Below are 25144 nucleotides of genomic sequence, written 5' to 3' on the forward strand. Positions count from 1 at the left end.
TTGTAAAATAACATAACATCAAACAAATGAATTGTTATCCGCGCACGGAATCCGACTTTTACACTTGCTGTGTATGTCAAAAAACCGCACTCACCAATGAAGGAAGTGCGGTTTAATCAATTTTAATATAAATTATGGCCAACACTCTAAGTCTCACTCATATCACGAGCATTATAAACACAAGAACACATGATCACATGAGCACACCAATCATACGAGCAGCAGTGATTACGTACGAAGTCTTACAGGCGCTTTATCTCGCACGAATTTACGGAAGGTAAAGACCAGCTTTAATTTGAGCAGATCATTCGTCTTTTTGAAATCCATTTGCAACAGACTGCCGATCTTCTCCATACGATAAGTTACCGTATTGCGATGCACATAAAGCTGTTTGGCGGCTTCATTAATTAATCCGTCATTTTCAATAAAAGACTCTAGCGTGCTCATCAGCACCTGATTGGGATCACCGTCTCTGGCAAGTAACGGTTCGAGCACTTTATGACAATAGTTCTCCATGATCTGTTCCGGCACATGCTGGAATACATAGGCAAATTCCAACATCTCAAATTGTAGTGCCCGATCCTTCATACCGAGCCTTTGGGCTAACTGACGTGTATCCAGACACTCTTGGTATGCTTCACGTAGTGAAGTCGGCTCATGTTTCATTTTGCTTATCCAGAAACGAGGACTTGGCGCACCTTTGGCTTCTTGAGCTGTGAGCACATCGCCAAAGCGATTTAAGAGAAAGGCGGACAACTCCTCACCATAATCACGCCCGGTCGGACAACTGTAGATGGATAGGATTCCTTCTTTCATCTGAAAATGCTGAGAAGCTGTGAATTGCATAAGGGGATTGTACTGCAACTCACGATGAATCTGCTTGAGCAGCTTCCCCTCAGCAAAAGCATTGGGTTCGAGCGTGGTTAACACACACTGATACGTCTCTTGAAATAGGTGTACTCCCTTATTTTCGCTCAAAGTCATGAGCTCCTGCATCGTCAATTTCTGATCCATATATTGCGTCAGCAAGGTTCGCATTTCATCCTGAACCGTTGGGTTGATATGTTCGCGGTAGGTCATATCCATGTAAAAGGCGAGCACATCCGCAGCTTGCTGGAACAGTTCCTCCTCCGCTCGTAGAGACAAGGCAGAATCCGTGTACACCAGCAGGAAACCCAGTTCCTCGTCTTTTTGTTGAATCGGGACTCGGTGACAGCTCCCCTGATTCCATTTTACCCGGTGCATGACTGATTTCCAGGGCCAGCCTTGCGTGACTGCATTGTCCGACATCACGTCATCGTTCGCATAGAGCACATGTCCGCGGGAGCCGATGACGGCAATCGAATAATTGAGGATCGTGGACATTTCGGCAAACACATTGCGATGTTGTTGTTGCTGTAAGGCAAACTGCATGAGTTTCTTTTGCTTCTGAACAACTTCATGCAGTAGCCGATGGCTACGTTCATGTTCCGCTTTAAACAAGGCATTCATCTGGTCAGAGAAAGTGAATTGGAACGGAAGCTCCAAAAGCGGTAGCCGAAGTCGATTCGCTTCCTCTACTATGCCTTGGGGAATCGAATCCCAGAACCGTCCAAGCTTGATGCCGATTCCCGCGCATCCACGTTCATTCAGCCGTTGCATTAATCGAAGCGTATCTGTTTCACTATCTTTGATCATAAAAGCGGTCGTAAACAACATTTCTCCAGATTTGATCCAATCTGCAATATCAGGAGCGTCCATGACGTTGACTGACTTCATCATCCGTGAAGTCCCTTCCCGGCCCGCAATCAATTTGGCTTCAGACAGCGGGTATACCTGCAAAGCTTCTTTAACGGTAAGCTGCATGGACATGACCTCCCATATATTTAACACAAATGTGTAAACAAATCGTTTACAATGACCTTTAGGCTTCATAATCCCACCGATTTCGAAATGAAAAATAGAGAACCTTTAATTGTTTGTTAAGTATTATAACATCAATTTCCATAAAGAAACTTACATGAGAAAAAAATAAACCTATGTCCTCAAGGCAGCATCATCATGCTGTCATGGGCATAGGTTTGAAAATATTTTATGCTTAACATTAAACCCGGCAATGCGGATTCGTTCAAATCTCCATTTTTTCGTGACTCATCCATAATTTCATACGGGATAATACATCTTTGATATTCAACGGTTTACTGAGATAGTCCGTGGCTCCGGCAGCGATACATTTCTCCCGGTCTTCTTTCATCGCTTTTGCTGTGAGCGCAATGATGGGAATCTGGGTCAGGCCAAGTTGCTCTCGAATCCGGCGGGTGGTTTCATATCCATCCAGTTCTGGCATCATGATATCCATAAGAATAACATCCGGTCTAAGACCTCCCTGCTCTAACAGCTCCAGACATTCCGTTCCATTCTGAGCAGAGGTCACTTGCATACCGTATTGCTCCAGTGCATTTGCAAGCGCATATACGTTACGAATATCATCATCCACAACAAGAATCTGTCGATCCTTGAATAACGATTCCTCCAAAGGCGTTAGCAAAATATCCATATTCTTCTGTTCCGGCTCCATCTGAGGCGATGAAGGGACGATACTTTCTTTTACTTTAGCATCAACTGCCTCATAAACAAACAGTCTAGAACTTTGCTCCTCCTGCGAAACCTCGTGACCTTTTCGATACAACGGGAGAAACAGCGTGAACACACTGCCTTGGCCCAAACGGCTCGTTGCCGAAATTGAACCGCCAAGTAATGAAGCCAGCGATTGAGAGATGGACAGCCCTAGTCCCGTACCGCCATATTTACGAGCCGTTGCTCCATCAGCCTGTTTGAATGCCTCAAAGATCTGGAGAAGTTTATCCTCCGCAATACCGATCCCCGTATCACTAACGGAAAAAGCAATGACTTCGGTTTCTTGACCGGCGTGTTCAGGGTCAGTCAGACGCACCTGAGAAATGGTTAGTGCCACTTCCCCTGTGCTGGTGAACTTAAACGCATTCGAGAGCAGATTTCTAAGAATCTGGTGCATCCGCATTTCATCGGTTTCAATCGTAGCCGGAAGAGGACCTTGTAGCTGAATACGAAAATCTATTTTTTTCTGTTCAGCCGTTTTCAAGAAATACTGATTCATCACTTCAGGCAACGTGTCGAGGTAAACATCATCAAATTCCACTTCCATCTGTCCAGCCTCAACCTTCGACAGATCGAGAATATCGTTAATCAAGTTAAGTAAGTCTTTGCCCGATCTGTGAATAACGGCTGCATAGTTCTGCTCCTCACCGCTCAAATGATGATGTTTGTTTTCCGCCAATATCTCGGACAGAATCAACATGCTGTTCAGAGGTGTGCGCAGCTCATGCGACATATTAGCCAGAAATTCGGATTTGTATCCCGAACTGATTCGCAGCTGATGCGCAGTTGCTGCAAGTTCTTGGACCGCATTCTCAGCCGTGCCCTTCTGACTCTCCAAGCGTTCATTTAACATATATAACTCTTCCGTTTGCATCTGCAATTCTTCTGTCTGAGATTGCATCTCCTCGGTTTGAAGTTGCAACTTCTCGGATTGTGCCTGTAACTCTTCGTTCAGTACTTGCGATTCATCGTAAAGGTGCTGTAGTTCCATCCGCGTAACTGTAGAATGAAGCGAAACTCCGAAAATGACCGTTAATTCCTTGATCAATTCCATGGCCTTCTCGGTTAATGGCTTCATGGAAGCGAGTTCTACGACAGCAACGGTCTTTCCTTCAAACAGGATGGGTACAACGGTAAGCGAACTCGCTGAGGCATGGCCCAGACCTGACGAGATGCGAATGTAATTCTGTGGTAAATCATTCATTCGTAACACCCGCTGCTCAATCGCACTTTGACCGACTAACCCTTCACCAGGGGCAAGTGATATTTTCCCGAGCGAGCGTTCCTTCTCCCCGTCTCCTGCATAGGCTGCCACCCGAAACAACCGATTGTCCTTCCAGTGATACAACACGCTGTACGGAATCTCCAACATCGTTGCAAGTTCACTCAGGAACAAACGTGATAAACCTTCTAATGTGGTAGGGTTTTGGAAAAGAGTAGCAACACCTGTAAGTTGATCCTTCACCCGGTTTTGCTCCTGCACTTCATCCAGTAGTTGATTCGCTTCATGTGCGAGATCAGCGACTTCATCCCGTGTTCTTACACGTATCCGCTGTTTGAGGTTACCGCCTCTGGAGATATCGCTAATCGTGTGCTTTACCTCTTGAAGCGTTCTAACAATGTTGCCTGATACAATGAAAGCCGCGGCGATGGATAGTGCTGCAATCAGACCCCACAAGGTGTACATGATTGTCAGCAAAGTTGAACTCCGGTTCGCCAAATCCGTCACCCTAGCTTCTGTAAGCAAAATTTCGGTGTTGCGGAAGGTAGCCAGCTGGGAGCGAAGCAGATCGATTTCCGTTTTCCCCGGATCGGACTGAAAAAAAGCGAGAACCTTATCCTGATCGCCTTCCTTCTTGAGCTGTACGGATCGTTCACCAGCAATTTCAATCCAACGGTTGATATGGGATTTAATATTTTGCAAGTTTTGCTGTTGTGCAGGATTATCGCTAATCAAGGCGTATAACTGATCGTAATTCGTATTCCACTCGGAAAGACCTTGATCATAAGGTTGCAGATAACTTTCCTTTCCGGTAAGCATGAACCCGCGCTGTCCCGTTTCCATATCGAGTACGTTTTTCTCAATCGCGTTGGTCAGATTATGTACGTCCAGATCATGATGACTAATAAAATCATTTTCCTTCTGCAACACATCGATTTGGGCCGAAAGGATCAGTAGCACTACACCAAATAAGAGCACAACCACAAGATAGCCCAATACAATTTTGGAGCGTATCGTAAATCTTCTCGTTTTAGACAACGTGAAACCCTCCAAATATAGACGAATGCTGAATCGTTGCATGAAATCTGTTGCATTAGTATTTTATATGTATAGATATCAGCTGACAAGAAAAATATGTGATTACATAAGAAAAACGACCTGCTTAGCAGGCCGCTTTTCCGGGACTTTATTCATAGAAATTTATAATTGACACAATATAGGAGTTTAAAATCAGTTTAAGCCTTTGGTGCAATCATTTTAGCCGGGTCTACATATTGATCGAATTGTTCCTCTGTAAGAAGTCCGGTTTGTAACGCAGCTTCCTTCAGGGACAAACCTTCTTTATGTGCAAGTTTAGCAATTTTAGCTGCATTCTCATATCCAATATGAGGATTGAGTGCAGTGACCAGCATAAGCGAGTTATCCAGATTGTGTTTGATCTGATCCAGGTTCGGCTCAATACCCACAGCACATTTGTCATTAAATGCAACGATGGAGTCAGCGAGCAACTGTACAGACTGCAGGAAGTTATAAATGATGACAGGTTTGAATACGTTCAGTTCAAAATTACCTTGGCTTGCCGCGAATCCAATCGCCGCATCGTTACCCATCACTTGTGTCACAACCATCGTGATCGCTTCGCTCTGTGTCGGATTCACTTTACCTGGCATAATCGAGCTGCCCGGCTCGTTCTCAGGGATACGAATCTCACCGAGACCGCTACGTGGACCACTTGCGAGCCAGCGTACGTCATTGGCGATTTTCATCATATCCGCTGCAAGCGCTTTTACTGCACCGTGAGCATACACCACTTCATCATGGCTGGTCAGAGCGTGGAATTTGTTCGGCGCAGATACGAAATCTTTACCTGTATGTTTACCAATCTCCTTAGCTGTAAGATCACCGAAGTCAGGATGCGCGTTAATTCCGGTTCCTACAGCCGTACCCCCAATCGCAAGCTCCTTCATGTACTCTACGCTTTCGCGGATCATACGTTCACTCTTACCGAGCATAGCTTCCCAGCCGCTAATCTCTTGGCCAAGCGTAATCGGCGTTGCATCCTGAAGGTGAGTACGTCCAATTTTGATGATATCCTTAAACGCTTCCACTTTTTCCGCAAAAGTCGCTTTCAACACCGCAATTGCTGGCAGCAACTGATCCTCCACCGCAAGAACGCCCGCGACATGCAGCGCTGTTGGGAAGGTGTCATTGGAGCTTTGCGACATATTCACATCATCATTCGGATGCAGGCGCTCTTCTTTACCTTTTTGCTCCAGCAGCTGGTTACCCAGGTTAGCAATGACTTCATTCACGTTCATGTTGGATTGAGTACCGCTACCCGTCTGCCATACAACCAGTGGGAAGTGATCATCAATACGTCCTGCAATAATTTCATCAGCAGCATAAGCAATCGCATCTGCTTTCGCCGCTGATAATTTGCCTAATTTATGATTGCTAGCTGCAGCACTTTTCTTCAAAATGGCGAGAGCTCGCACCAATTCCATCGGCATATGCTCGCGTCCAATCGGGAAATTTTCCTTACTGCGCTGCGTCTGAGCGCCCCACAGCCTGTCGGCTGGTACTTTCATTTCGCCTAACGTATCTCTCTCAATGCGGTATTCCACTTGCTTGTCCTCCTCCAAAATGTTGGTCTGGGTCTCTACAAAGCTTGTGTATCTCGTCATATTATACATGATTTACGAACAGGTTTTCACCTTTTCGACAAAATTGTAAGCGTAGCGCAAAACGAATAGGTCAGAAGCAAGTTCAATCTATCCCGTTTTATTTTTGAGCAGCAATCGGATACAAACGGCTGGTTTGTTCATAGAGTTCACCTGGTTGTAATCCAACGAGACCACTCTCTTCTGCGGAAATCCCTTCCAAATTCGGAGCATTAACCAGATTCATCTGTGGTTCCGGACAGAAAAATTCATTGCAGGCATTGTTGTTCCAGATCATCCAATGTTTATAGGACGTGCCTACATCGTACACCAGTTTGTCTCCTGTGCGATGATCTGTCAGTTCCATGTAATTGCGGCCATTTTGCGGCTCGGCGGTATAGTGGTTATCCATCGCTGCAAAAAACGGACTAACTCCGCCCTGTTTAAGCTGCTCTTCCTCCGGTGTAAGCGGTTGAAATTGTCCTGTCGGTAGCGAACGCTCGTTTAATTCACGGCGCTGGCCAATCGTCACTTTGGCTGTATAATCCGAGGACTGACTGTCCGGAGCAAAAGGAACTTTAATTGCTGTATGGAAAGCAAACAGGTTCGGCATATATTCTGTGCCCGTATTGTTCACAATTAACTGCTGCTGCAGACCATGACTGCTCAGAGAGTAACGAAGCGTTACACTGAAGGTGAACGGCAAATATTTGTAAAAAGCATGGCCTTCTCCAATGTTTTGGCTGAGTGTGACATAACTCTCCAGATCATTAGAACCGAATCCCTCAACTGTCCACGCCACATCATGCAAAAATCCGTGCAAATGGTTGCCTGTCGCGGGTTCATTAATCGGTAGTTGATAGACTTTTCCATCCCAAGGGAAACGACCGTCTTCATATCGATTAGGAGGAGACAGAATCGGAATACCGTACACGGCAGGAGCCGCCATGAATTCATCCATCTGATCCTGATCCGGTTCGCGCAGGTAGCTGTATCCTTTTTCCGTATCCCGAAAAGCTACCAGGTTCGCGCCAACGCTTGGAATCACCGCCGCTTCAAATGAACCAAAGCGTAGCCATACCGCGGGAATACCGCCAAATTGCTCTTCAAACGCTGTATTCTGTTGTGTCATCGTTATATGTACCTCCTGCATACTAAGGTTATATTATACGGCTCGACTATATCATGATTGCGCCTAAAAGAACAATCTGAGATCGAGAACAAATTAAACAGGCAAGCGCAAAACAAAAAGACAGCTGCACGATCAGCTGCCTTGATCACTCTTTGTTGGTCTTCATCGCTCTTCAACTCACTCACGAGTAACGGTCTATGTTTTCTCATTCTACATACTTACCCTGCTTGGGTACCGTATCTTCTTCAAAATGCATGTCGAGATGCCGGAGTGATTCATGTAACATCTCCCCGCTTAACACATGTCCATGCCCTGTCACAACCGTTCTCGGCTCCAGTTGCCTGATACGCTGAACCGATTCATGCGCTGCCTCCCAATCCGTTGTAAAATACGCCGGAGGGCCGTGTAACTGTTTGTCCTGAAGCAGAACACTCCAGAGCGACTCCTGTTTGACCGAGACAATCGCATCACCCGCAATCAGTAATCGATCTGCTTCGCGGAACAAGGATATATGTCCCGGTGTATGACCTGGCGTATGAATCCAATTCCACCCCTTTGTGCCGGGCACCGTATGATTTTGGGGTAGACTAAATATCCGATCATCCAGATTAATGGCTTCGTTCGGATACGTAAAAGACAACTGCGTCATGAGGCCTCCACCCACAGAAGAGTCTGCCGGAGGATAATTTTTCAAACCTGTGAGATAAGGTATTTCAAGTGGATGCGCGTACACCGGCACTCCCCAGAATTGCTCCAGTTCAATTACCGTTCCCACATGATCAAAATGACCATGCGTTAAAATAATGGCAGACGGCGGACCTTGAAAACGCTCGGTTGCCACATCAACAATGTGATTCGTGAATTTTGACATTCCTGTGTCCACAAGGACCCAGCTCCTGCTTCCCGGTTTTCCAATGAACACGACATTCACAAAAAGGGTACGCAAGCTCAAAATATCAGGAGCAACTTCCTCTACGCTGGTCATTCCTGATGTAATCAGATTGTCAAATGCCATTCACGGTTACCTCCCATCAGGCGAATTGTCTCTCTGGTTTAGTTCATCTCGTAGACTTCCCTTTTCTGGAATATCTATTCGGAATCTCGGAAATAAAAATAGACGGCGGACACCCTTCCCAGGGCACACACCGTCTAGTATAGTCAGGTAACTCGGACAATAGAACAAGAATATTTACTTTCCATTAAGCCGGGTAAGCATCCAAGGCTGCATCCAGCAATTGATTGTACAAATCATCATCATTTTCGAGCAACTCGTCCATTTTCAGCAACTCTTCCTCATCACCCGACTGTTCCGTGAAGTGCAAGCTGTAGTCCCAGTCCTTACCGTTCTTGCTCATAAACGTAATTTCATATACGGATTTACCACCATCTGTTTTGAACACCGTGCTACCTACGAAACTTTTTTCATCCTCACGACGCATTTCTGCGCGAATAATTTCAATACTCACTTTTATACTCTCCTTTAATCTCTCGTTTCAAGCCTCACTTCGATAACTCTTCGATTCAAGCGTCCAAAAAACTCTCTTTTGGTGCTTTTCTCCAACTTTCTGGCAAAGCTGTTTGGTAATTATTATTGGTTAATTGTACAATATATATCGTAGCAACGTATACATTATTCAATGAAGGCCCTATGCTGAATCCTCATTAACTTCAAAGAGGACTATAATAGACCGCCAGCTACGATATTCATATCACATTGGAGGAAAAAATAGCATGAACAATTTTGAATCGAATCTGCAACAATATGCTGAACTGGCTGTCAAAGTAGGTGTCAATGTCCACCCTGGACAAACGTTAGTCGTAAATGCGCCAATCACGGCAGCTCATTTTGTACGATTGATCGTTAAGGCTGCGTACAACACGGGTGCAAAACTGGTCAAAGTCAACTGGAGTGACGAAACGGTTACCCGACTTCACTATGATCTGGCTCCAGATGAAGCATTCTCCATTGAACCGAAATGGTTTGCAGGTGAAATGACAGAGCTTGTTGAAGAAGGCGCGGCAATCTTGCATGTCATCGCGGAAAATCCGGATCTGCTGAACGGAGTGGCACAGGAGCGCATCGTAACCAGTCAGAAAGTGCGCGGCAAAGCGCTGGAGAAATATCGCGCCTATCAAATGGCTGATAAGTTCAGCTGGTCCATCGTAGCTGTCCCTTCCCCTGAATGGGCCGCTAAAGTGTTCCCGGATCTGCCTGAAGCGCAGCAAGTAGACCGCCTGTGGGATGTTATTTTCAAAACGGTACGGATTGGTGAAAAAGATGCTGTCGCTGAATGGAAAACTCACTTGCAGAACCTTGACTCCCGCGCAGATCTGCTGAACAGCAAAAAATATAAAAAACTTCACTATACCGCGCAAGGTACAGACTTAACCATCGAACTTCCAGAAGGTCACATCTGGGTATCCGGAGGCAGTGTAAACGAGCAAGGACATGTGTTTATTGCCAATATGCCTACAGAGGAAGTATTTACTGCACCGCTGAAAACCGGTGTGAATGGTACTGTTCGCAGCACAAAACCGCTTAGTTACGGTGGCAATCTGATTGACGGCTTCTCCCTCACATTTGAGAATGGACGCATTGTTGATTACACTGCTGAGCAAGGGCTTGATGCACTGAAAAACCTCGTCGAAATGGATGAAGGTGCACATTATCTGGGTGAAGTTGCCCTTGTTCCACATCAATCTCCAATTTCGGATACGAACATTCTGTTCTACAATACATTGTTTGATGAGAATGCATCCAATCACTTGGCGATCGGAAATGCGTATGCTTTCTGTCTGGAAGGCGGCAAGACGATGTCTAAGGAAGAGTTGATCGAACATGGCATGAACTCCAGTCTGACTCACGTTGATTTCATGATTGGTTCCGGTGAGATGAACATCAATGGTGTCACTTCGGAAGGTGCGGAAGAACCGATCTTCGTGAATGGAAACTGGGCATTCTAATATGCTCCATGCATAGAGAGGAGATTTCTCCTCTCTTTTCCTGTGTCTGAATTGTACTCATATTTAAAGATTATGGAGGGACATTCGATGTTGAGTTTTGAACAAAAGCTGGATCGATACGCTGCACTCGCTGTCAAAGTTGGGGCAAACGTGCAACCGGGGCAGATTTTTGTCATCAATGCCATGATTGATGCAGCACCACTTGTGCAACTACTGGTACGTAAAGGATATGAAGCCGGGGCCAAACAAGTTATCGTGAAATACTCCGATGAAACGGTCAACCGTCTTCGCTTTGAAATGGCTCCTGAGGAGTCCTTCGATGAACTTCCCAAATGGCATGCGGCAGAGATGGAGGAACTCGCAGAGAATAATGCCGTTTTTCTGACGATTTTATCTTCCAGCCCGGATCTGATGAAAGGCATTGATCCGGCTAGAATCTCGGCGAACCAGCGCTCCTTTGGTCAGGCGATGGCTAAGTATCGTCAGTATCTGCAAGCTGATAAGATGAGTTGGACTGGCATTGCTTGCCCTTCACCGGATTGGGCGGCCAAGGTATTCCCTGATCTCCCACAAGCAGAACAGATGAATCAGCTCTGGGATGCGATCTTTGCCGCTGTACGCGCGGACGTTGAAGATCCAATCGCTGCATGGGCACAACATATCGAACGCCTGGAGTCACGAGCCGTGGCGCTCAATAACAAGAAGTACCATGCACTGCATTACATCTCCCCGGGCACAGATCTTACGATAGAGCTCCCTGAAGGACATATTTGGGCGCAGGCTGGTAGCGTAAACGCACAAGGAACCCCTTTTGTAGCCAATATTCCTACGGAAGAAGTGTACACCGCTCCAGCGAAATACGGTGTGAACGGTACAGTGGCGAGTACCAAACCGCTAAGTTACGGCGGTAGTATTATCGACCGGTTTACCCTCACATTCGAGAAGGGACGGATTGTGGACTTTCATGCAGAGGAAGGTCAGGAAACGTTAGAGCGCCTCGTCTCCATGGATGAAGGTTCTCATTATCTTGGCGAAGTTGCGCTTGTACCGTTCCACTCTCCAATCTCGGAAAGCGGAATTCTGTATTATACAACGCTGTATGATGAGAACGCATCTTGCCATCTGGCGATTGGCAGTTCGTACGCTTCCAATATCGAAGGAGGCAAAACGATGTCTCCCGAAGAGCTTGCGGAACGCGGTATGAACTCCAGCATCACTCATGTTGATTTTATGATGGGGTCACCAGAGACAGACATCTATGGCATTACAGCGCGTGGAGACCGTGAACCGATTTTCCTGAAAGGAAACTGGGCGTTTTAAAAAAACTTTTATATTGAACAGGCAATTTTGCTGCCATGGATTCCATGGTTTGCAAGATCGTCTGTTTTTTCTTTTTCAGCAAACATCAAACAGGGTCGGAACTCCCTCTTTTCAGGACTGTAAACAGGTCTATCGGACATTGTAACGTTTCCATAATCTGTTGTAAAATGTAATGATACCAATGTTTGTGGACTGTTGACCAGAAAGGAGAACACCATGGCCAATCGGCTCCAGCTTTTACTCGCATCCGATTTTCATCAATTAGGACCTGTACTTCAGGAAGAGGTCTATTATGAATACTACAATATGGTGTATGGATTAATCGTATATATCATTAAGGAACGTACAGCGGCAGAAGATATTATTCAGGAAGCATTTATTAAAATCATTAAAAACAAACCCCTCTTCGAAGACGAGGTTAAACTTAAAGCCTGGCTCAAAGTAGTCACCCGGAATACCGCAATAAATTATTTGAGAAAAAATAAAAATAACCGTAACCAACTGGACACGGACAGTGTTTTTATAGATATAGAGACGATGAATCAAACCGCTGTTTCGGTTGAAAACATAGTTGAGACTCAGATGATGCAAGAATCCATCGAGCGTTACCTTTCTCAGCTGAAGCCGGAATACCGCGTTCTCGTTGAGTTACGGTGGAAAGAAGGCTTTTCTTATCGGGAAATTGCTGAATTGTTGAGCACCACAGAAGACATTGTGAAACAGCGATTATTCCGGGCACGTGGTAGTATCAAGAAGAAATTACATAAGGAATGGGGTGGAAGCATTGAGCAAAGGCAAGCTAGATAAGCTTGAACATCAATTCGATTCAGGTCTTGAAGATGAATACTTTGATGCAGCGTTTGAGCAGGCATTTGATGAAGCTTTCCAACAAGCCACCTCTACCCCTTCCGCCTCCCGTACAGAATCCATGCAGCAATCCTGGCAAAAGGTACATAAGGAGATCGAAAGAATTGGCGCACGTAAACGTAAAATACGCACCTTCAAGCTATCGGGCATCGTGGCAGCTTCTGTGACCATTGGAGCCGTTATTTTCAGTCTGCCCTCGGGAACACAAGCCGTATCTCCTATTGTTCAATCGATCAAGGATTGGAGTAATGGCATGAAATCGATCATGGTTGAGGATAAGTCTGTAAATCTGAGTCCCGATCCCTCAACCGCCAAAACACCGCCACCACCTGACCTTGAATCGAGCACAATTATCCATGATGAAGCGGAAGACATTCCTGCCTTTGAACTCAACAAACATGTTTTCCGCCCCGTTGCGGTTACGGAAAAGATCGCTCGTGATGGATTTATCGGTGAATTTATTATATCCAAAGCCATTCCTGCCCGTTTTGACAAGATAAAATATGAACTCGTACTGGATACAGAGAATCCCGTCAATCCTGACAACTATTACGAGTCCGATATGATGAGGGTGAAATACTCCATCCAGGGTAAAAGTGATACAGACGAGCTTATCCAGTTCGATTATGAATACGTTAAGCCAGGGCAGTCTCTTGAGAAAACATCACTGCAGAAAAGCACTGTTGTGAAGCTTGCAGATGATAGTGAAGCACTCATGTATGTGGGACCACCCTTCAATTCTATTCAGTGGATGACAGGTTCTCTAAGTATGAGTCTGTTTGGAACCGTGACTGAAGAGGAGATGATTGCAATCGCCAACGATTTTCTGGAGCAAAATTCTCCTGCCAAATCAAAATAAATTAAAACAATACACTAGGTGATGTATGTGTAGACTCATCCGATGTCATCCCATCATCAGCAGTATGAACACTAGTGACACGATAATAATAACCGGATGTGACCTCCCAATCCGAATTGGATCGAAGAAGATTCATTTGGGTCTGTGTCGAGGAGCTGCCTGCGAACATTACCCAAGCTGTTCCTGTCCAGCGCTCCAATCGATAATTCACAGACAAGGTTTTCATGTCTTTGAATGTTCTAGTCGTTGTTTTTACGATGGCATGAAGTCCGTCTCCGCGTGTTAATGCACAAGTCGCCTGATAGATATGTACGGGTTTGGCAGCCCTTGATTGGAGGAAATACTCCTGAGATTCGAGTGGCGGCGGAGCGGTTCGAGCTCCCGATGTCACGTTGATGATCGGACTTGCAACTGCAGACGGATCGGCAGACAGTATAAGAATTATTGGCGCAGCCAAAGCCAGAACCAGGCCTACTTTCAAGATTGGCGTTCGACATATTTGTCTACCTCGTTTAAGGATATTATGCATCTTCATTCCTCCTCAGCTCTGTTTTGATTTTTGGTGTAATCTATTAAACGGACGGAATGGATAACTGGTTTCAAAAAAATAAGGACGCCCGATGGTTTAATCGGCAGCGTCCTTTCATCATTTTCCGGATTAACAAAAACGATGAAACCTAAATTAATCCATCTCGTATGATGAAGAATAGGCTTTGTTCGGCGGAATCCTAAATCTACTTTATGCAAGTAACATCATCATCGTCTAATTACCTGATTCGAACGATTTGTTTATTCTCTATAGCATATACCTGATCGGCGACGTTCTCGACCAAACGAGCATCATGTGAGATGAAAATAATTGTGCCTGCATAACTTTTCATTAAATGCTCTAGCGCCTCCATTGCAGGAAGATCAAGAAAATTACTCGGCTCATCCATAAGCAAAATATTGTATCGGCCAAGCAACAACTTCGCCAGCTGCAACTTCATCATCTCGCCGCCACTTAATACCGCCAACTGCTTGCGCACATCATGCGGAGAAAACCCTAGAGATGCTAATACAGCTCGAATCTCCGGCACTTGATAGTCACAGTTCTCCTGTATGAATTCGATGACGGCCTGATTGTGGTTATGTGTGTATGCTTGTTGTGCAATATAACCGATCTCTGCCTTAGGCGATATGATGATGCCCTGTTCACGGTTCAAGATCATGTTAAGCAACGTTGTTTTTCCTGCACCGTTCGCACCTGTCAGCGCAATCTTACCCCCAAGAGGGAATTGAAAAGACGCGTTCTCCAAAATGACAGTCTCACCAAATACTTTGTTCATCTCATTTCCTATAATCGGAAATGGATTGTGAAGTTCTAACGCATGACTCTGACGAAAGTGAATCGTACGATTCGCCTCCGGTGCTTGGACATCCCCTAACGCTTCAATGCGTTGTTCCATATTTTTAGCGGCTTGATGAAGTTTCTTCTGTTTACTCCCCACAGATTTCTGATGAGCAAGTCTGCCACCGTGATCAGAGCTATTTTTCCTTGCAGTCCCTTTCTCTTTCTGATCGACTTTCCGAGCCTGATTCCTTTTTTCAGTTATCGCTTTTTCCAGTCGTTCTCGTTCATTCACATATTGCTGATACTGGATTTCCTGCTTTTTCTGGTTTTCATTCTTCTGAGCCAAATAATCGGAATATCCACCCCAATACTCCGTAATCTTCCCATCCTTCAGTTCCCAAATTTTATCAACCACTTGATCAAGAAATTCCCGATCATGACTGATAACCAGCAACGCTCCTGTATAAAAAGAGAGCTGATGGATCAAGAAATGGATTCCTTCCGAATCGAGATGGCTCGTGGGTTCATCTGCAAAAATGCCGTGCACTGAACTGGACAAAGCCTGAGCAATTTTCAGCCTTGTTTCCTGTCCGCCACTCATCTGCTCAGCATCTAAGCGGTCTATTCCAAGCTTACCCGCTAATGCATAATCCACATCGCTCTGAGCCCCGCCCTGCTCCATCTGCGGGATATAAGAAAAACTGCCGTTCCTCACAACTTTCCCGTAAGATTCGGGAATCTCACCCAGTAACACTTTTAACAATGTGCTCTTGCCCGCCCCATTGGCGCCAACCAAGCCGATCCGGTCATATTCATAAAGCTCCAAATGTTCAATATTGAATACCTCACGGCCCGCATATTCCACAACAACCTCTTTTGCTTTAATTAATATACTCATCATGAGTTCCTCCTTCAAAAATCGCAGTTTTCACGTTCGCAGGATGACCTGCGATTTAAGAAGGGGGATTATATAAAGAAATACCAATGCATATATCTCATGAGGTCTTCCCTCCTTTCTATGTCAAGCATTTTGGATGTAATAAAAAATGCAGATCCAAGTCCACTGTGGACTCAAATCTGCATTACTCACGTATAGAAGACACTTCGAATCAGCATAGCACAAATAAACTACCCCATTCGAAACCTATGTCTCTCCATACGTAAAATAAGCAAATCAAAAAAGCCCACGATTGTGGTAAAATCCGCTTTTTTTGACCTGCTTATCGAAGACGCATGGAATGAGTCATAGAAACGAGCCTCCTCTTCTTTTATTGAATTGAATATTACCATGAGGCTCTTCATGCGTCAACCAGGCACAGAAACTTGTTAGGGAGCAATCAAAAAAGCCGCTACATAATAGCGGCTTACATGTAAGGAACTTTTCAAGAACTTTAAAGAAACGTCGGTATACTCTAAATCATGAACTTCATGCTCACTGAGAAGCTATGCCCCTGCATCTTCAACGAGCATTTCAAGCTTCAGCACATGTACACGCGAGATTCGTTTGTGTTCCGTCTCCTCAATAATAAACAAATACCCATCATATTCAACGGATTGGCCAATTTCAGGCGGAATCGCATCCACTCTGGAATATAACCAGCCGCCAATCGTATCGTAATCCGTTCGATCCATCTCGATACCGAATCGTTCACTAACTTCTTCAATCAGCATTAATCCGTCAATCGAGTATTCCATCTCATTCACTTGTTCAATGGTCGGACGTTCCTGATCGAATTCATCCTGAATCTCACCAACAATCTCTTCCATGATATCTTCAAGCGTGACCATGCCGGAGGTTCCCCCGTATTCATCGATCAGAACAGCAATTTGTGTTTTGCTACGCTGCATACGCTTGAGCAGATCACTAATTAACGTCGTATCAGGCACAGCCAGAATCGGACGAATCACGGATATGGTGTCTGTTAACTGTGAACGCATCAGATCCTTAATGTGAATAAAGCCGATAATATGGTCCTTGTCTCCGTTATATACCGGATACCGGGTACGCATGCTTTCGCTCGCAATCTCCATATTTTCCAGCATGGACTGATTGGCGTTGAGACAGATCATTTCCGTCCGCGGAATCATGATTTCACGGGCGGTTGTATCCGTAAAATCAAATATATTATCAACAAGTGCTAATTCAGTGTTATCAATTAAACCGCTCTTATTGCTTTCTTTCATGAGAATACGTATTTCATCTTCACTATGCGCTTCATCCAGTTCTGAAGCAGGTGCCATCCGAAACAATCTGAGCAAGGCATTAGCCATGCCGTTCAGCACCCAGATAAACGGATACATCAATTTGTAAAAGAACGTCAGCAATGCCGCAGACCACAGTGTAATGGCCTCTGACTTGCGGATTGCCATCGTTTTGGGAGCCAGTTCACCCAGGACAATATGCAAAATCGTAATAATGACAAACGCAATGACAATCGAGATGCCATGCACATATACCGGACCCAGTCCAAATGCCGTAAATACAGGCTCCAGCAGTCGTGCAATGACGGGCTCTCCCAGCCATCCGAGTCCAAGTGAAGCTAACGTAATGCCTAGCTGACAAGCTGACAAATACGCGTCCATATTACGAATAATGTTTGACGCATATTTCGCATTTCGATTACCCGCTTCTACTAAAGCCTCAATTCGGCTACTTCGCACCTTGACCATTGCAAATTCTGCCGAGACAAAGAAACCATTCATTAATACCAGTAAACCAATTAAAAACAAACTCATAATACTCGGTAAGGGGTCACTCAAATGTTCTTCCTATTCGCCGTTATCGTTCGGCAAATAGGTCCACCTCCTTCGAAAATGTAGGATATTAGCCATTCTGCCGTTCATATGCAATTTCAACTTCCCAATGCTTCCACCTCCTGCTGTTTGCGCCATAATAACATGGATATACTTCTTTTATTATATAATTCTACACTACACAGTCAATCCGTGTCCTATGACACCTAAAAGGAAAAATCGACAAAATTCGTTCACAAAAGTAGTGATTTCGCTGTTTTATTCACATTTTATGAATTCAGGAAGTCCTTTAAATCTCACATAGCATCTTTTCAGCCGGGTTCCAGCGCCAAGTCAAATGATGACTCTCAACATGTAGGCCACCGACCCAATATTCATCCTCTCTGAAGGTAGTCCAGTCGACTTCACCATTCATTACCTGAACCCCGAGTTCCGTCAGAGACAATACAGCATCACGAAATGCTTGATCATACTGGTTATACTTCGGAAAACTTGCCGCTCCTGTCATGCGGATAAGTGCAGCCGGCCCTTCCGACATCCGCTTCAGATGTGCCCAGTATTCCAGATCCCCCATACCGAGTATATGTAGCTTGTCCCCTACCTCACGAAAAAGGTCATACGGATGTTGAATACCAGCTCTAATCGTCTCCAGTGTGGTCTGTTCAATACTACCCAAGCCATTGGTTAAGGAAGGCAACCTGGACAAATGCGCCTCGAATGCTGCTTTTGCAAATGGGAGTTCATTCATTCCGGATTTTAAGTATTCTTGATGCAACCAAATGTCAGATGAACTGTACGCTTCCCAGAACTGTTTGCCAGCCTGAAGTTCCTGTTTTTCAATGACATGCCAGTTGCCTGACAAACTTCCGATCTGCTTGGGAGTAAGCTGTCCCAGTCCTCTGAAATGCTCTACCTCGGGGTACGAATCGATGCAAAGGAGATTCAGACATATGTTCTGTAGATCTTGTCCGCTAAAATAATGCAGCAAATAGGATAACATCGTTTGATCATAAAGGTCATACTCGAACCATAACACAATCTCTTTATACTGCTGTAACGAACGAAGCTTCTCATCTAATGACTCAATCTGCAAATACACCTTCTGCGGTATGCCCAGTTCCTCTTCCAGTACAACAGCACGATGCTGACGTGCGCTCCTGTCCGCCATAGCTGTAGTTACAGGACCATACGTGTACAATTCCCTCCAAACGAGAATGTCTCCTTGTATACCGCTTTCGCGTAAGCGATTGGCCGCATGATCCCCATTCATAATATGCAACATGCCTTTTCCTCCTTCATGAAGTTCATTGAACACGGATGCCAGATTTCGTATAGGCAGTGAACGCTTGAGTTTTGTTCGGGCATCAAACAGCCTTTTCTTTAATGCAGATACATTCACATCAAGAAAGTCCGATATTTCTTTGAGCGTGTAGCCTTGAAAATAAAACAGCTCCACCACAACTTGCATCGATGATGGCAACTGGGCAATTGAACGACGTAGCGTTTCCTGCAACTCCTTCTGGAGCGCTTGAGCTTCTGGGTTACGGGTCTGATCTTCTTCAAGGAATACAGTCTCTACTTCTTGCATAGGAACCACCGAATGCCGCTTGCGTCTGAGCCAGCGATAACATTGCCTTTCAACAATGATTTTGAACCATCCCGGAAAAGCTTCCGGCTTCTCCAATTTGAACAGATTGGCAAATGCTTCGGTAAACGCCTCCTGTACAACATCTTCTGCGCCATATGCATCCTGTAACTGCTGATAGGCCACGGCAAGTGCCATTCCTCGAAAATGCGTCACCAGTTGTTCATAAGCTTCCGTTTCTCCCTGTATTGCTCCTTCAATCCATGATTTCAATACCGCGGACTCCCTTCATCTGTCGTTCATCGCTGTCTGAACTTGTATATCTATTGCTTCACTTTTGTGTTCTCATATGTAAGTGCCTTGAACTCTTGATTAGGTTACTTTATTTTCGACTACAAATGCAAAAGCCGTCCTGTCTGCAGATGTGAACTGCATTCAGGACAGCCCAAATTACCTTATGTGTTGTATAAAATGTTATATCGATGAGGGATTAACGTCTGCTTGGCGCTTGTGGATAGTTGCCAACAACGCCCGGATATTGATACAGCAATGGCTCATCAAACGTTGCATAGTCGAAGTTAACCATCAGCAACATGATTCTTCTGCCTGTTTTAGGATCACTGATAATGATGTGGTCACGTCCAGCTGCTTCGATAACCCCTTGGAAAATACGAGCATTCCACTCTTTGTTTCCTTCGTATGTCATATAGAATGTACCGAATTTACCCAGGTTCAAACGCAAAATATTTTCAATGTACGATTGCTCAAACTGCGGAGCTGTAGTCGAAACGACCGTTCCTGACGGTGTCATTGGGCTTCCGCTGGATACGAGTGGCGGTACGCTGGTGGAGCTAGGAGATACCATGCCAGGTGATACCATGCCGGGTGTTGGTGCCATCGACGGCATGCCATTACCGACTTTATAAGATGTTCCCTGAACTTGAGAATTCGCTTGTGCCCCCAATACGGAGTTGGCTTGCTGACCCATAGTTTGAGTTGGTTGATAAGGTGTGTTAATCACGATAATTCCTCCCTGAATATGAAAATTGGTAATGGATTAATAGACGTCCGGACAGTCTTCCCCGGTTGGACTAAAGAAACAATGCGCCTTGAAACGTCCCGTGTTGGGCTGGTTATACCACGTCGCCGGGCAATCTCCAACCGGCCTAAAAAACCATAATGAGTTGCTCGCCGGCCAGAAACGTTCCCCGTTAATGACCCGTTGTGCCAACCGAATCTCGGATTGTCTAGCACGCTGATAGAAGTATCCCTTCTGCGTGGACTCAAAGCCCCCCGGATTCTGAAAGACCATGCGGTTCATATCACGAATATTGCCAAAGTCCAGACAGTCTGCCAGCACACGATTCACGCCAACATTGCCTACCAGTAGCATTCCTTGCTGCCCATCTCCCTCGGCCTCTGCCCTCATCAATCTGGCCAGCAATCTGACGTCTTCCGTGTTGGCCTTAATTACAGCCATTTACTGATCCCTCCCATGCAGCAACTGTTCATCACCGTACATCGTATTGTGCAGGAGCCTATTCGGTGACACTATTCCAGATTTTTTCCATAAAAAAAGCCCGGAACCTCACGCAAGGTGAAGTCCCAAAGCCTTTTTATAACACAAATTAATTTTGCTATGCTCCTGAATCCGTTAAGGTTTGGCTTCGATCCAGTAATCATAAGCATGTACCAGATTGCCCTTGTAAGCCTTGTATTTAGAGAGCAGGTCTGGCAGTTTGATGAGCTGACTCTCCATCTCCTCGGCTCCTTTTTCGTGAAATGAAATATGTGTACCTTCAAAATTTTCTTTCATTTCGACGGAAATGAGCAGTCGTTTACCCAGACGATCTGCAATCTCCATTTCCTGACTTACGACTGCAGCGATCCCGTTAGAGCCTTCTGCAGTGTTACGGAATGCCATCAAGGATACATGATCAAGCGTATCAATCATGAACTCGGTAACTGAGATATCCTTACCTGGTAGCGGGTAGGTATCCAGCCACACCGCAAGATCCGCACTGGTTTCAAGGTTGCTGTCTTTCTTCGTTTCTTCTTGGAAATAGGCGATATTCGATGCCCACTCGGTCAGCAACGTATTCCGGTTAGCCTCCCATTCGGGCAACGTATACGGCTCGATATCCAGATGGATGCCCTCGAACCGCTCATCCGGTTCCACTTCGGCATTGTAGTTTTTCACATAATCGATCAGTCGTTTGATCCGAGGACGATTCTCCTTTTTGCCCCAGATCGGATGTCCACCCATCGCATGAACTTCGATCCCCTGAGCTTTCGCTCTTTTTACAAAACTGCGGTAACTGGAGTAGGGCTGATCCAGATCAAGCCGGACGTATAACCAGTTAATCTTTTGCTGCTTGGCAAAAGCCAGAATGTGGTCGCCGCCATCATCCGTCACTTGTGAAGCCTCCCAGATATAGGTGCCGCGAATTTCAGGTGCACTCGCAGGAGGGTTCACTGGTTTCTCTGGCGGTGTCTGTTCTCCTGGCTCCAGTTCCCCCCAATACGTCAAATCATGGACAGCTGAACCGGCATAGGACTTATGTTCCCGAAATGCAGTTGCGACCTCTTGGAGCGCATTCTCCAGCTGCGCTGAGCCTTTGCCCGCAAAACTGGTAAACTCTTCACCTGGCATCGGCTTGGTGTTTACTCCCACGGTAACACTTGTCCCGCTCGCGTCTGCCCACTGCATCTCCTGTTCAATTAAACGAATAATTCCGTTACTTCCTTGTGCATTATCCCGGTAAGCAAGCAGGGTCACATGGTCTACATTTTGAATAAACCAGTGTGACAATGCTTCGTTATCTGCATCATCTGCTGTACGATCACCCTTGACCGTGTATGAATCGAGCCAGAAAGGCAGATCTACATGCACGGCTATTCCGCCATCCTGTTTGGCCTGATTTAAAACCATTTTCATATTACTGATCCAGGATTGCACCAATGGTTTGGCGTCTGCCTTCCATGCAGGCAACACATATGGTTTAACATCCAGATGGATTGCATCAAAACGTTCACTTGCTTCCACAGCCTGATTGTAATCCTGCACCCATGAAGTTAATCGAAGCATCGGACCCTCGCGGCCTTGAACACCCCAGAAAGGGTCGCCACCCAGTGCCTCAATGGCAATACCTTCACGATCCGCTTTGGCAATAAATGCTCGATACACCTCTTTGGATATGGTCGTGTCTACGTTTACATACAGCCGATTAATCTTATGTTTAGCCGCATTTTCCAGCAGCTCATCTCCTGCACTCTTAACAGACTGTGCCTGCCATACCCAGGCAGCCCGTATATCCACATCTTCAGCTGTAGCAGGTGACTTGATCCCGATCATTATCATTCCTCCGATCAGTAATAACAGCCAAAATACTTTCCGGGACGTTTTCCCGAACATACACTCCCTCCATTCCTGTTCTGTTGTAAAATCACATTCATTATAGCAACCGACTTATCAAAAACAAATAAGCCCAAGTGCTTAACTTGGGCTTATTCCAGCTTCGAGGGATATCGAAAGACCGGCTTCGGGGCGACGTCCCGGTTCTAGTCCTCATATATCATTTTTCGGGTCATGCCTCCATCAACTACGAGATTAGTCCCTGTGACAAAGGTATTAGCAGGGTCGGACAAATATAGACAGGCCCTTGAAATATCCGATGGCACCCCCACCCGACCGGATGGATGCTGCTCGTGGTCTTCCGCTTTGAGTTTGGACACATCTCCAGTCTCAATCCAGCCGGGACTGATACAATTGACCCGAATTTGGTCCTTACCAAGTGAGACTGCCATCGCATGTGTCAGCGCTGTAATTGCACCTTTTGATGCGGCATATGCCTCGCTATTCGGCTCAGACATTAGTGAACGGGTCGAAGCCATATTTACGATGGCACCGCCATGTTCATTTTTTTTCATATGCCGGGCCGCCTCCCGACTTGCCAGAAAACAGCTCCTTACATTCGTATTGAGCACATCGTCCCATTCATCCACCGTTAGCTCATAGGGCGATTCCCACCTGGACACTCCAGCATTATTCACCAATACATCAACCTGTTTGAACTCTTTCACTGTGGTATCGAATAGCTGCTGAATATCTTGCTCTTTCCGCACATCACACTGCACAAAGATCGCTTCGCCGCCCTCATTGCGGATCGAAGCCGCTGCCGCTGCTCCCTCGGCTTCCTGAACATCGGCAAGCACGACTCTAGCCCCGGCAACCGCATAAGCTTCTGCCACACTTCGTCCAATTCCCTGAGCCGCTCCCGTGACAACAACAACTTGATCTGTAAATGACATGACTATATTCCTCCTCTGGTTAGACTCTCTGTTTAATTTGATGTACTAATTACCTTGTTCATTTCTTATCGATTTCCACTAACTCTATACTAATATACAAACACGTTCGCCCCTTTAAGAAACGCTTGTCCCCTAATCCGTCAAAAAAAGCTTACGCCATTCGGGCGCAAGCTACTCCATTTTCAACTTCTTTTAACCTCGTAAACGTTCAGTGTACAGACGATTCGTGCGTTCAAATCCAATATACCGGGTTCCCTTGAAGGAGAGCCGTCCTTCATCCCCTTCGGCACACATACCATACTCTTCACCATTCACTTTGAATTCCAAGCGGTCACCGCTCTCTACTTCAAAAGTGACGTAATACAACGTTCGTGCGGCATTTGTGGTGCCGGATTCGGAAGGCGACTGGCTCATCTTAACCCGTCTGCTAGTGATGCGAGAGTGTACAGTCAGCAGAGGCTCTGCATTGTTGCGCCCCCACCTCCATACTTCTTTGCCCATTGATAACAGCACGATACCCAGAATCAGGACAAATGCCACCGGAAAGACGGTTCCAAACAAATCAAACATCCAGGATGATTCAATGCCCATGTCTCTCCCCTCCGTTCATACTTGGGACAGCCGGAGTCTTGACCCGTCTTCTGTAATGTATATGCGGACGAACACAGAACTTGTTAACCTGATGAAATATTTACATCGTATATCTCAGGTGGAGCACCGATTATATTTTGAACATACTCAGCCATGCTTCAACCGTGCTATAGCGCAATTTATTACGCAGATTTATCTAAAGAATCAGGTTTGGGCTCAATCACGATATAGGAGTTGCGAGTGAAAGGAAGCCATGTGTTCCATAACGACTCCAGTTCATCTATACTAATCTTCCGATTGTACTGCGCTTCATCACAATTCCGCTTGAAATCCAGAGACTCTGCCAGATAAAAATGAGTTTCATCATACCCGACAACAGGCACAAAGTGCAAAAATCGCCGGTCCGAATGAACCCTGATGAACAGAATGACAGGCACGCCGCGGCTGATCTGCTTTCTTAACGTAGTGACATTACCACGCAAATACGTGACCGGATATCCCAATTTTTTAAAAAACACAGTAATCGCTTTCGGATAAAAGGTGCCATCCAGTAATTTGCGCGGATACCTCCGATAAAGTTCATCTCCTTCGGATTCGATACCAAAATGTCTTAACACATATGCACTGGAAAATGCAGCACATTCGACGTTCTTCTGTACCTCCGTCCTGTTGGGGGACGAAATGAAATATGTAGAGGGTACTTTGACGCTGTACATATGATCTTTCTTCGGAAGACTGTAATAGCGATAAATTAACCAGATGATTGTCAGCCATAAGATCATGTTGAATATCATTTCGAACCTTCCTCCTGCCAATCACTGGACAATAAGCTGTACGTCACAATGTTCTCATAATGATCATACAACCACTGAGCCTGTCTGGATGTGCCTTCGTTTATGACTTGAAAAGGGAGCATGCGAACCCTCCGAT

The 25144-nt window shown here is 45.5% G+C and carries 21 protein-coding genes; 4 read left to right on the forward strand and 17 right to left on the reverse strand.

Features of this window, described 5'->3' with window-relative positions; translation table 11 throughout:
- Positions 1-228: 228 nt before the first annotated feature.
- From MHI38_RS03480 to MHI38_RS03505, 6 genes are all read right to left on the reverse strand, one after another.
- Positions 229-1845 (reverse strand): PucR family transcriptional regulator, encoded by a 1617-nt coding sequence (locus MHI38_RS03480; protein WP_341180972.1) that lies wholly within the window; start codon positions 1843-1845, stop codon positions 229-231.
- 262 nt (positions 1846-2107) lie between these two features.
- Positions 2108-4876, reverse strand: coding sequence for a CHASE3 domain-containing protein (locus tag MHI38_RS03485; RefSeq protein WP_341180973.1), 2769 nt, complete (start codon positions 4874-4876; stop codon positions 2108-2110).
- 197 nt (positions 4877-5073) lie between these two features.
- Complete coding sequence (gene fumC / locus MHI38_RS03490) at positions 5074-6462, reverse strand: class II fumarate hydratase (protein ID WP_090924818.1); 1389 nt, start codon at positions 6460-6462, stop codon at positions 5074-5076.
- A 157-nt stretch (positions 6463-6619) separates the two neighbouring features.
- Complete coding sequence (locus MHI38_RS03495; protein WP_341180974.1) at positions 6620-7630, reverse strand: aldose 1-epimerase; 1011 nt, start codon at positions 7628-7630, stop codon at positions 6620-6622.
- Positions 7631-7835: 205 nt separating this feature from the next.
- Positions 7836-8645, reverse strand: a complete 810-nt coding sequence (locus MHI38_RS03500) for an MBL fold metallo-hydrolase (RefSeq protein WP_154890384.1) — start codon at positions 8643-8645, stop codon at positions 7836-7838.
- Between the two features lie 184 nt (positions 8646-8829).
- Positions 8830-9096, reverse strand: a complete 267-nt coding sequence (locus MHI38_RS03505; protein ID WP_244159485.1) for a hypothetical protein — start codon at positions 9094-9096, stop codon at positions 8830-8832.
- 265 nt (positions 9097-9361) lie between these two features.
- Between MHI38_RS03505 and MHI38_RS03510 the strand changes: the two genes are divergently transcribed.
- The 4 genes from MHI38_RS03510 to MHI38_RS03525 all read left to right on the forward strand — a co-directional run bounded on the left by MHI38_RS03510 (position 9362) and on the right by MHI38_RS03525 (position 13640).
- The gene (locus tag MHI38_RS03510) at positions 9362-10594 is read left to right on the forward strand and encodes an aminopeptidase (protein WP_154890385.1); all 1233 of its coding nucleotides are present in this window, start codon (positions 9362-9364) and stop codon (positions 10592-10594) included.
- Between the two features lie 87 nt (positions 10595-10681).
- A complete protein-coding gene (locus MHI38_RS03515) occupies positions 10682-11914 on the forward strand; it encodes an aminopeptidase (protein WP_154890386.1) in 1233 nt (410 codons plus the stop codon).
- Between the two features lie 216 nt (positions 11915-12130).
- Complete coding sequence (locus MHI38_RS03520) at positions 12131-12721, forward strand: RNA polymerase sigma factor (RefSeq protein ID WP_090924812.1); 591 nt, start codon at positions 12131-12133, stop codon at positions 12719-12721.
- Positions 12699-13640: a hypothetical protein gene (locus MHI38_RS03525; RefSeq protein ID WP_154890387.1), complete on the forward strand. Its 942-nt coding sequence runs from the start codon at positions 12699-12701 to the stop codon at positions 13638-13640. The genes MHI38_RS03520 and MHI38_RS03525 overlap by 23 nt, the downstream gene beginning before the upstream one ends.
- Before the next feature lies 1 nt (position 13641).
- Here MHI38_RS03525 and MHI38_RS03530 read toward each other — a convergent pair whose 3' ends face one another.
- From MHI38_RS03530 to MHI38_RS03580, 11 genes are all read right to left on the reverse strand, one after another.
- Entirely contained in the window at positions 13642-14169 is a 528-nt protein-coding gene (locus MHI38_RS03530; RefSeq protein ID WP_154890388.1) for a hypothetical protein, read from the reverse strand.
- 238 nt (positions 14170-14407) lie between these two features.
- Positions 14408-15871 carry an Msr family ABC-F type ribosomal protection protein gene (locus MHI38_RS03535; protein ID WP_154890640.1) on the reverse strand — a complete coding sequence of 488 codons (1464 nt, stop codon included), beginning with the start codon at positions 15869-15871 and terminating at the stop codon, positions 14408-14410.
- A gap of 545 nt (positions 15872-16416) precedes the next feature.
- Positions 16417-17709: a hemolysin family protein gene (locus MHI38_RS03540; protein WP_154890389.1), complete on the reverse strand. Its 1293-nt coding sequence runs from the start codon at positions 17707-17709 to the stop codon at positions 16417-16419.
- Positions 17710-18016: 307 nt separating this feature from the next.
- A complete protein-coding gene (locus tag MHI38_RS03545; RefSeq protein WP_154890390.1) occupies positions 18017-19585 on the reverse strand; it encodes a sigma-70 family RNA polymerase sigma factor in 1569 nt (522 codons plus the stop codon).
- 217 nt (positions 19586-19802) lie between these two features.
- On the reverse strand, positions 19803-20300 hold the full coding sequence (gene gerQ, locus MHI38_RS03550; RefSeq protein WP_154958016.1) for a spore coat protein GerQ: 498 nt from the start codon (positions 20298-20300) through the stop codon (positions 19803-19805).
- Positions 20301-20369: 69 nt separating this feature from the next.
- Complete coding sequence (locus MHI38_RS03555) at positions 20370-20792, reverse strand: cell wall hydrolase (protein ID WP_154890391.1); 423 nt, start codon at positions 20790-20792, stop codon at positions 20370-20372.
- 174 nt (positions 20793-20966) lie between these two features.
- Positions 20967-22727, reverse strand: coding sequence for a hypothetical protein (locus MHI38_RS03560; RefSeq protein ID WP_341180975.1), 1761 nt, complete (start codon positions 22725-22727; stop codon positions 20967-20969).
- A gap of 146 nt (positions 22728-22873) precedes the next feature.
- Positions 22874-23623: an SDR family NAD(P)-dependent oxidoreductase gene (locus MHI38_RS03565; RefSeq protein WP_154890393.1), complete on the reverse strand. Its 750-nt coding sequence runs from the start codon at positions 23621-23623 to the stop codon at positions 22874-22876.
- A gap of 192 nt (positions 23624-23815) precedes the next feature.
- A complete protein-coding gene (locus MHI38_RS03570; RefSeq protein ID WP_090916558.1) occupies positions 23816-24214 on the reverse strand; it encodes a DUF2500 domain-containing protein in 399 nt (132 codons plus the stop codon).
- Positions 24215-24396: 182 nt separating this feature from the next.
- Positions 24397-24996, reverse strand: a complete 600-nt coding sequence (locus tag MHI38_RS03575) for a C39 family peptidase (RefSeq protein ID WP_341180976.1) — start codon at positions 24994-24996, stop codon at positions 24397-24399.
- 8 nt (positions 24997-25004) lie between these two features.
- Positions 25005-25130: a hypothetical protein gene (locus MHI38_RS03580; protein WP_261769328.1), complete on the reverse strand. Its 126-nt coding sequence runs from the start codon at positions 25128-25130 to the stop codon at positions 25005-25007.
- Positions 25131-25144: the final 14 nt, after the last annotated feature.

The organism is Paenibacillus sp. FSL K6-1558 (assembly GCF_038002565.1).
In the GTDB taxonomy this organism is placed as follows: domain Bacteria; phylum Bacillota; class Bacilli; order Paenibacillales; family Paenibacillaceae; genus Paenibacillus; species Paenibacillus polysaccharolyticus.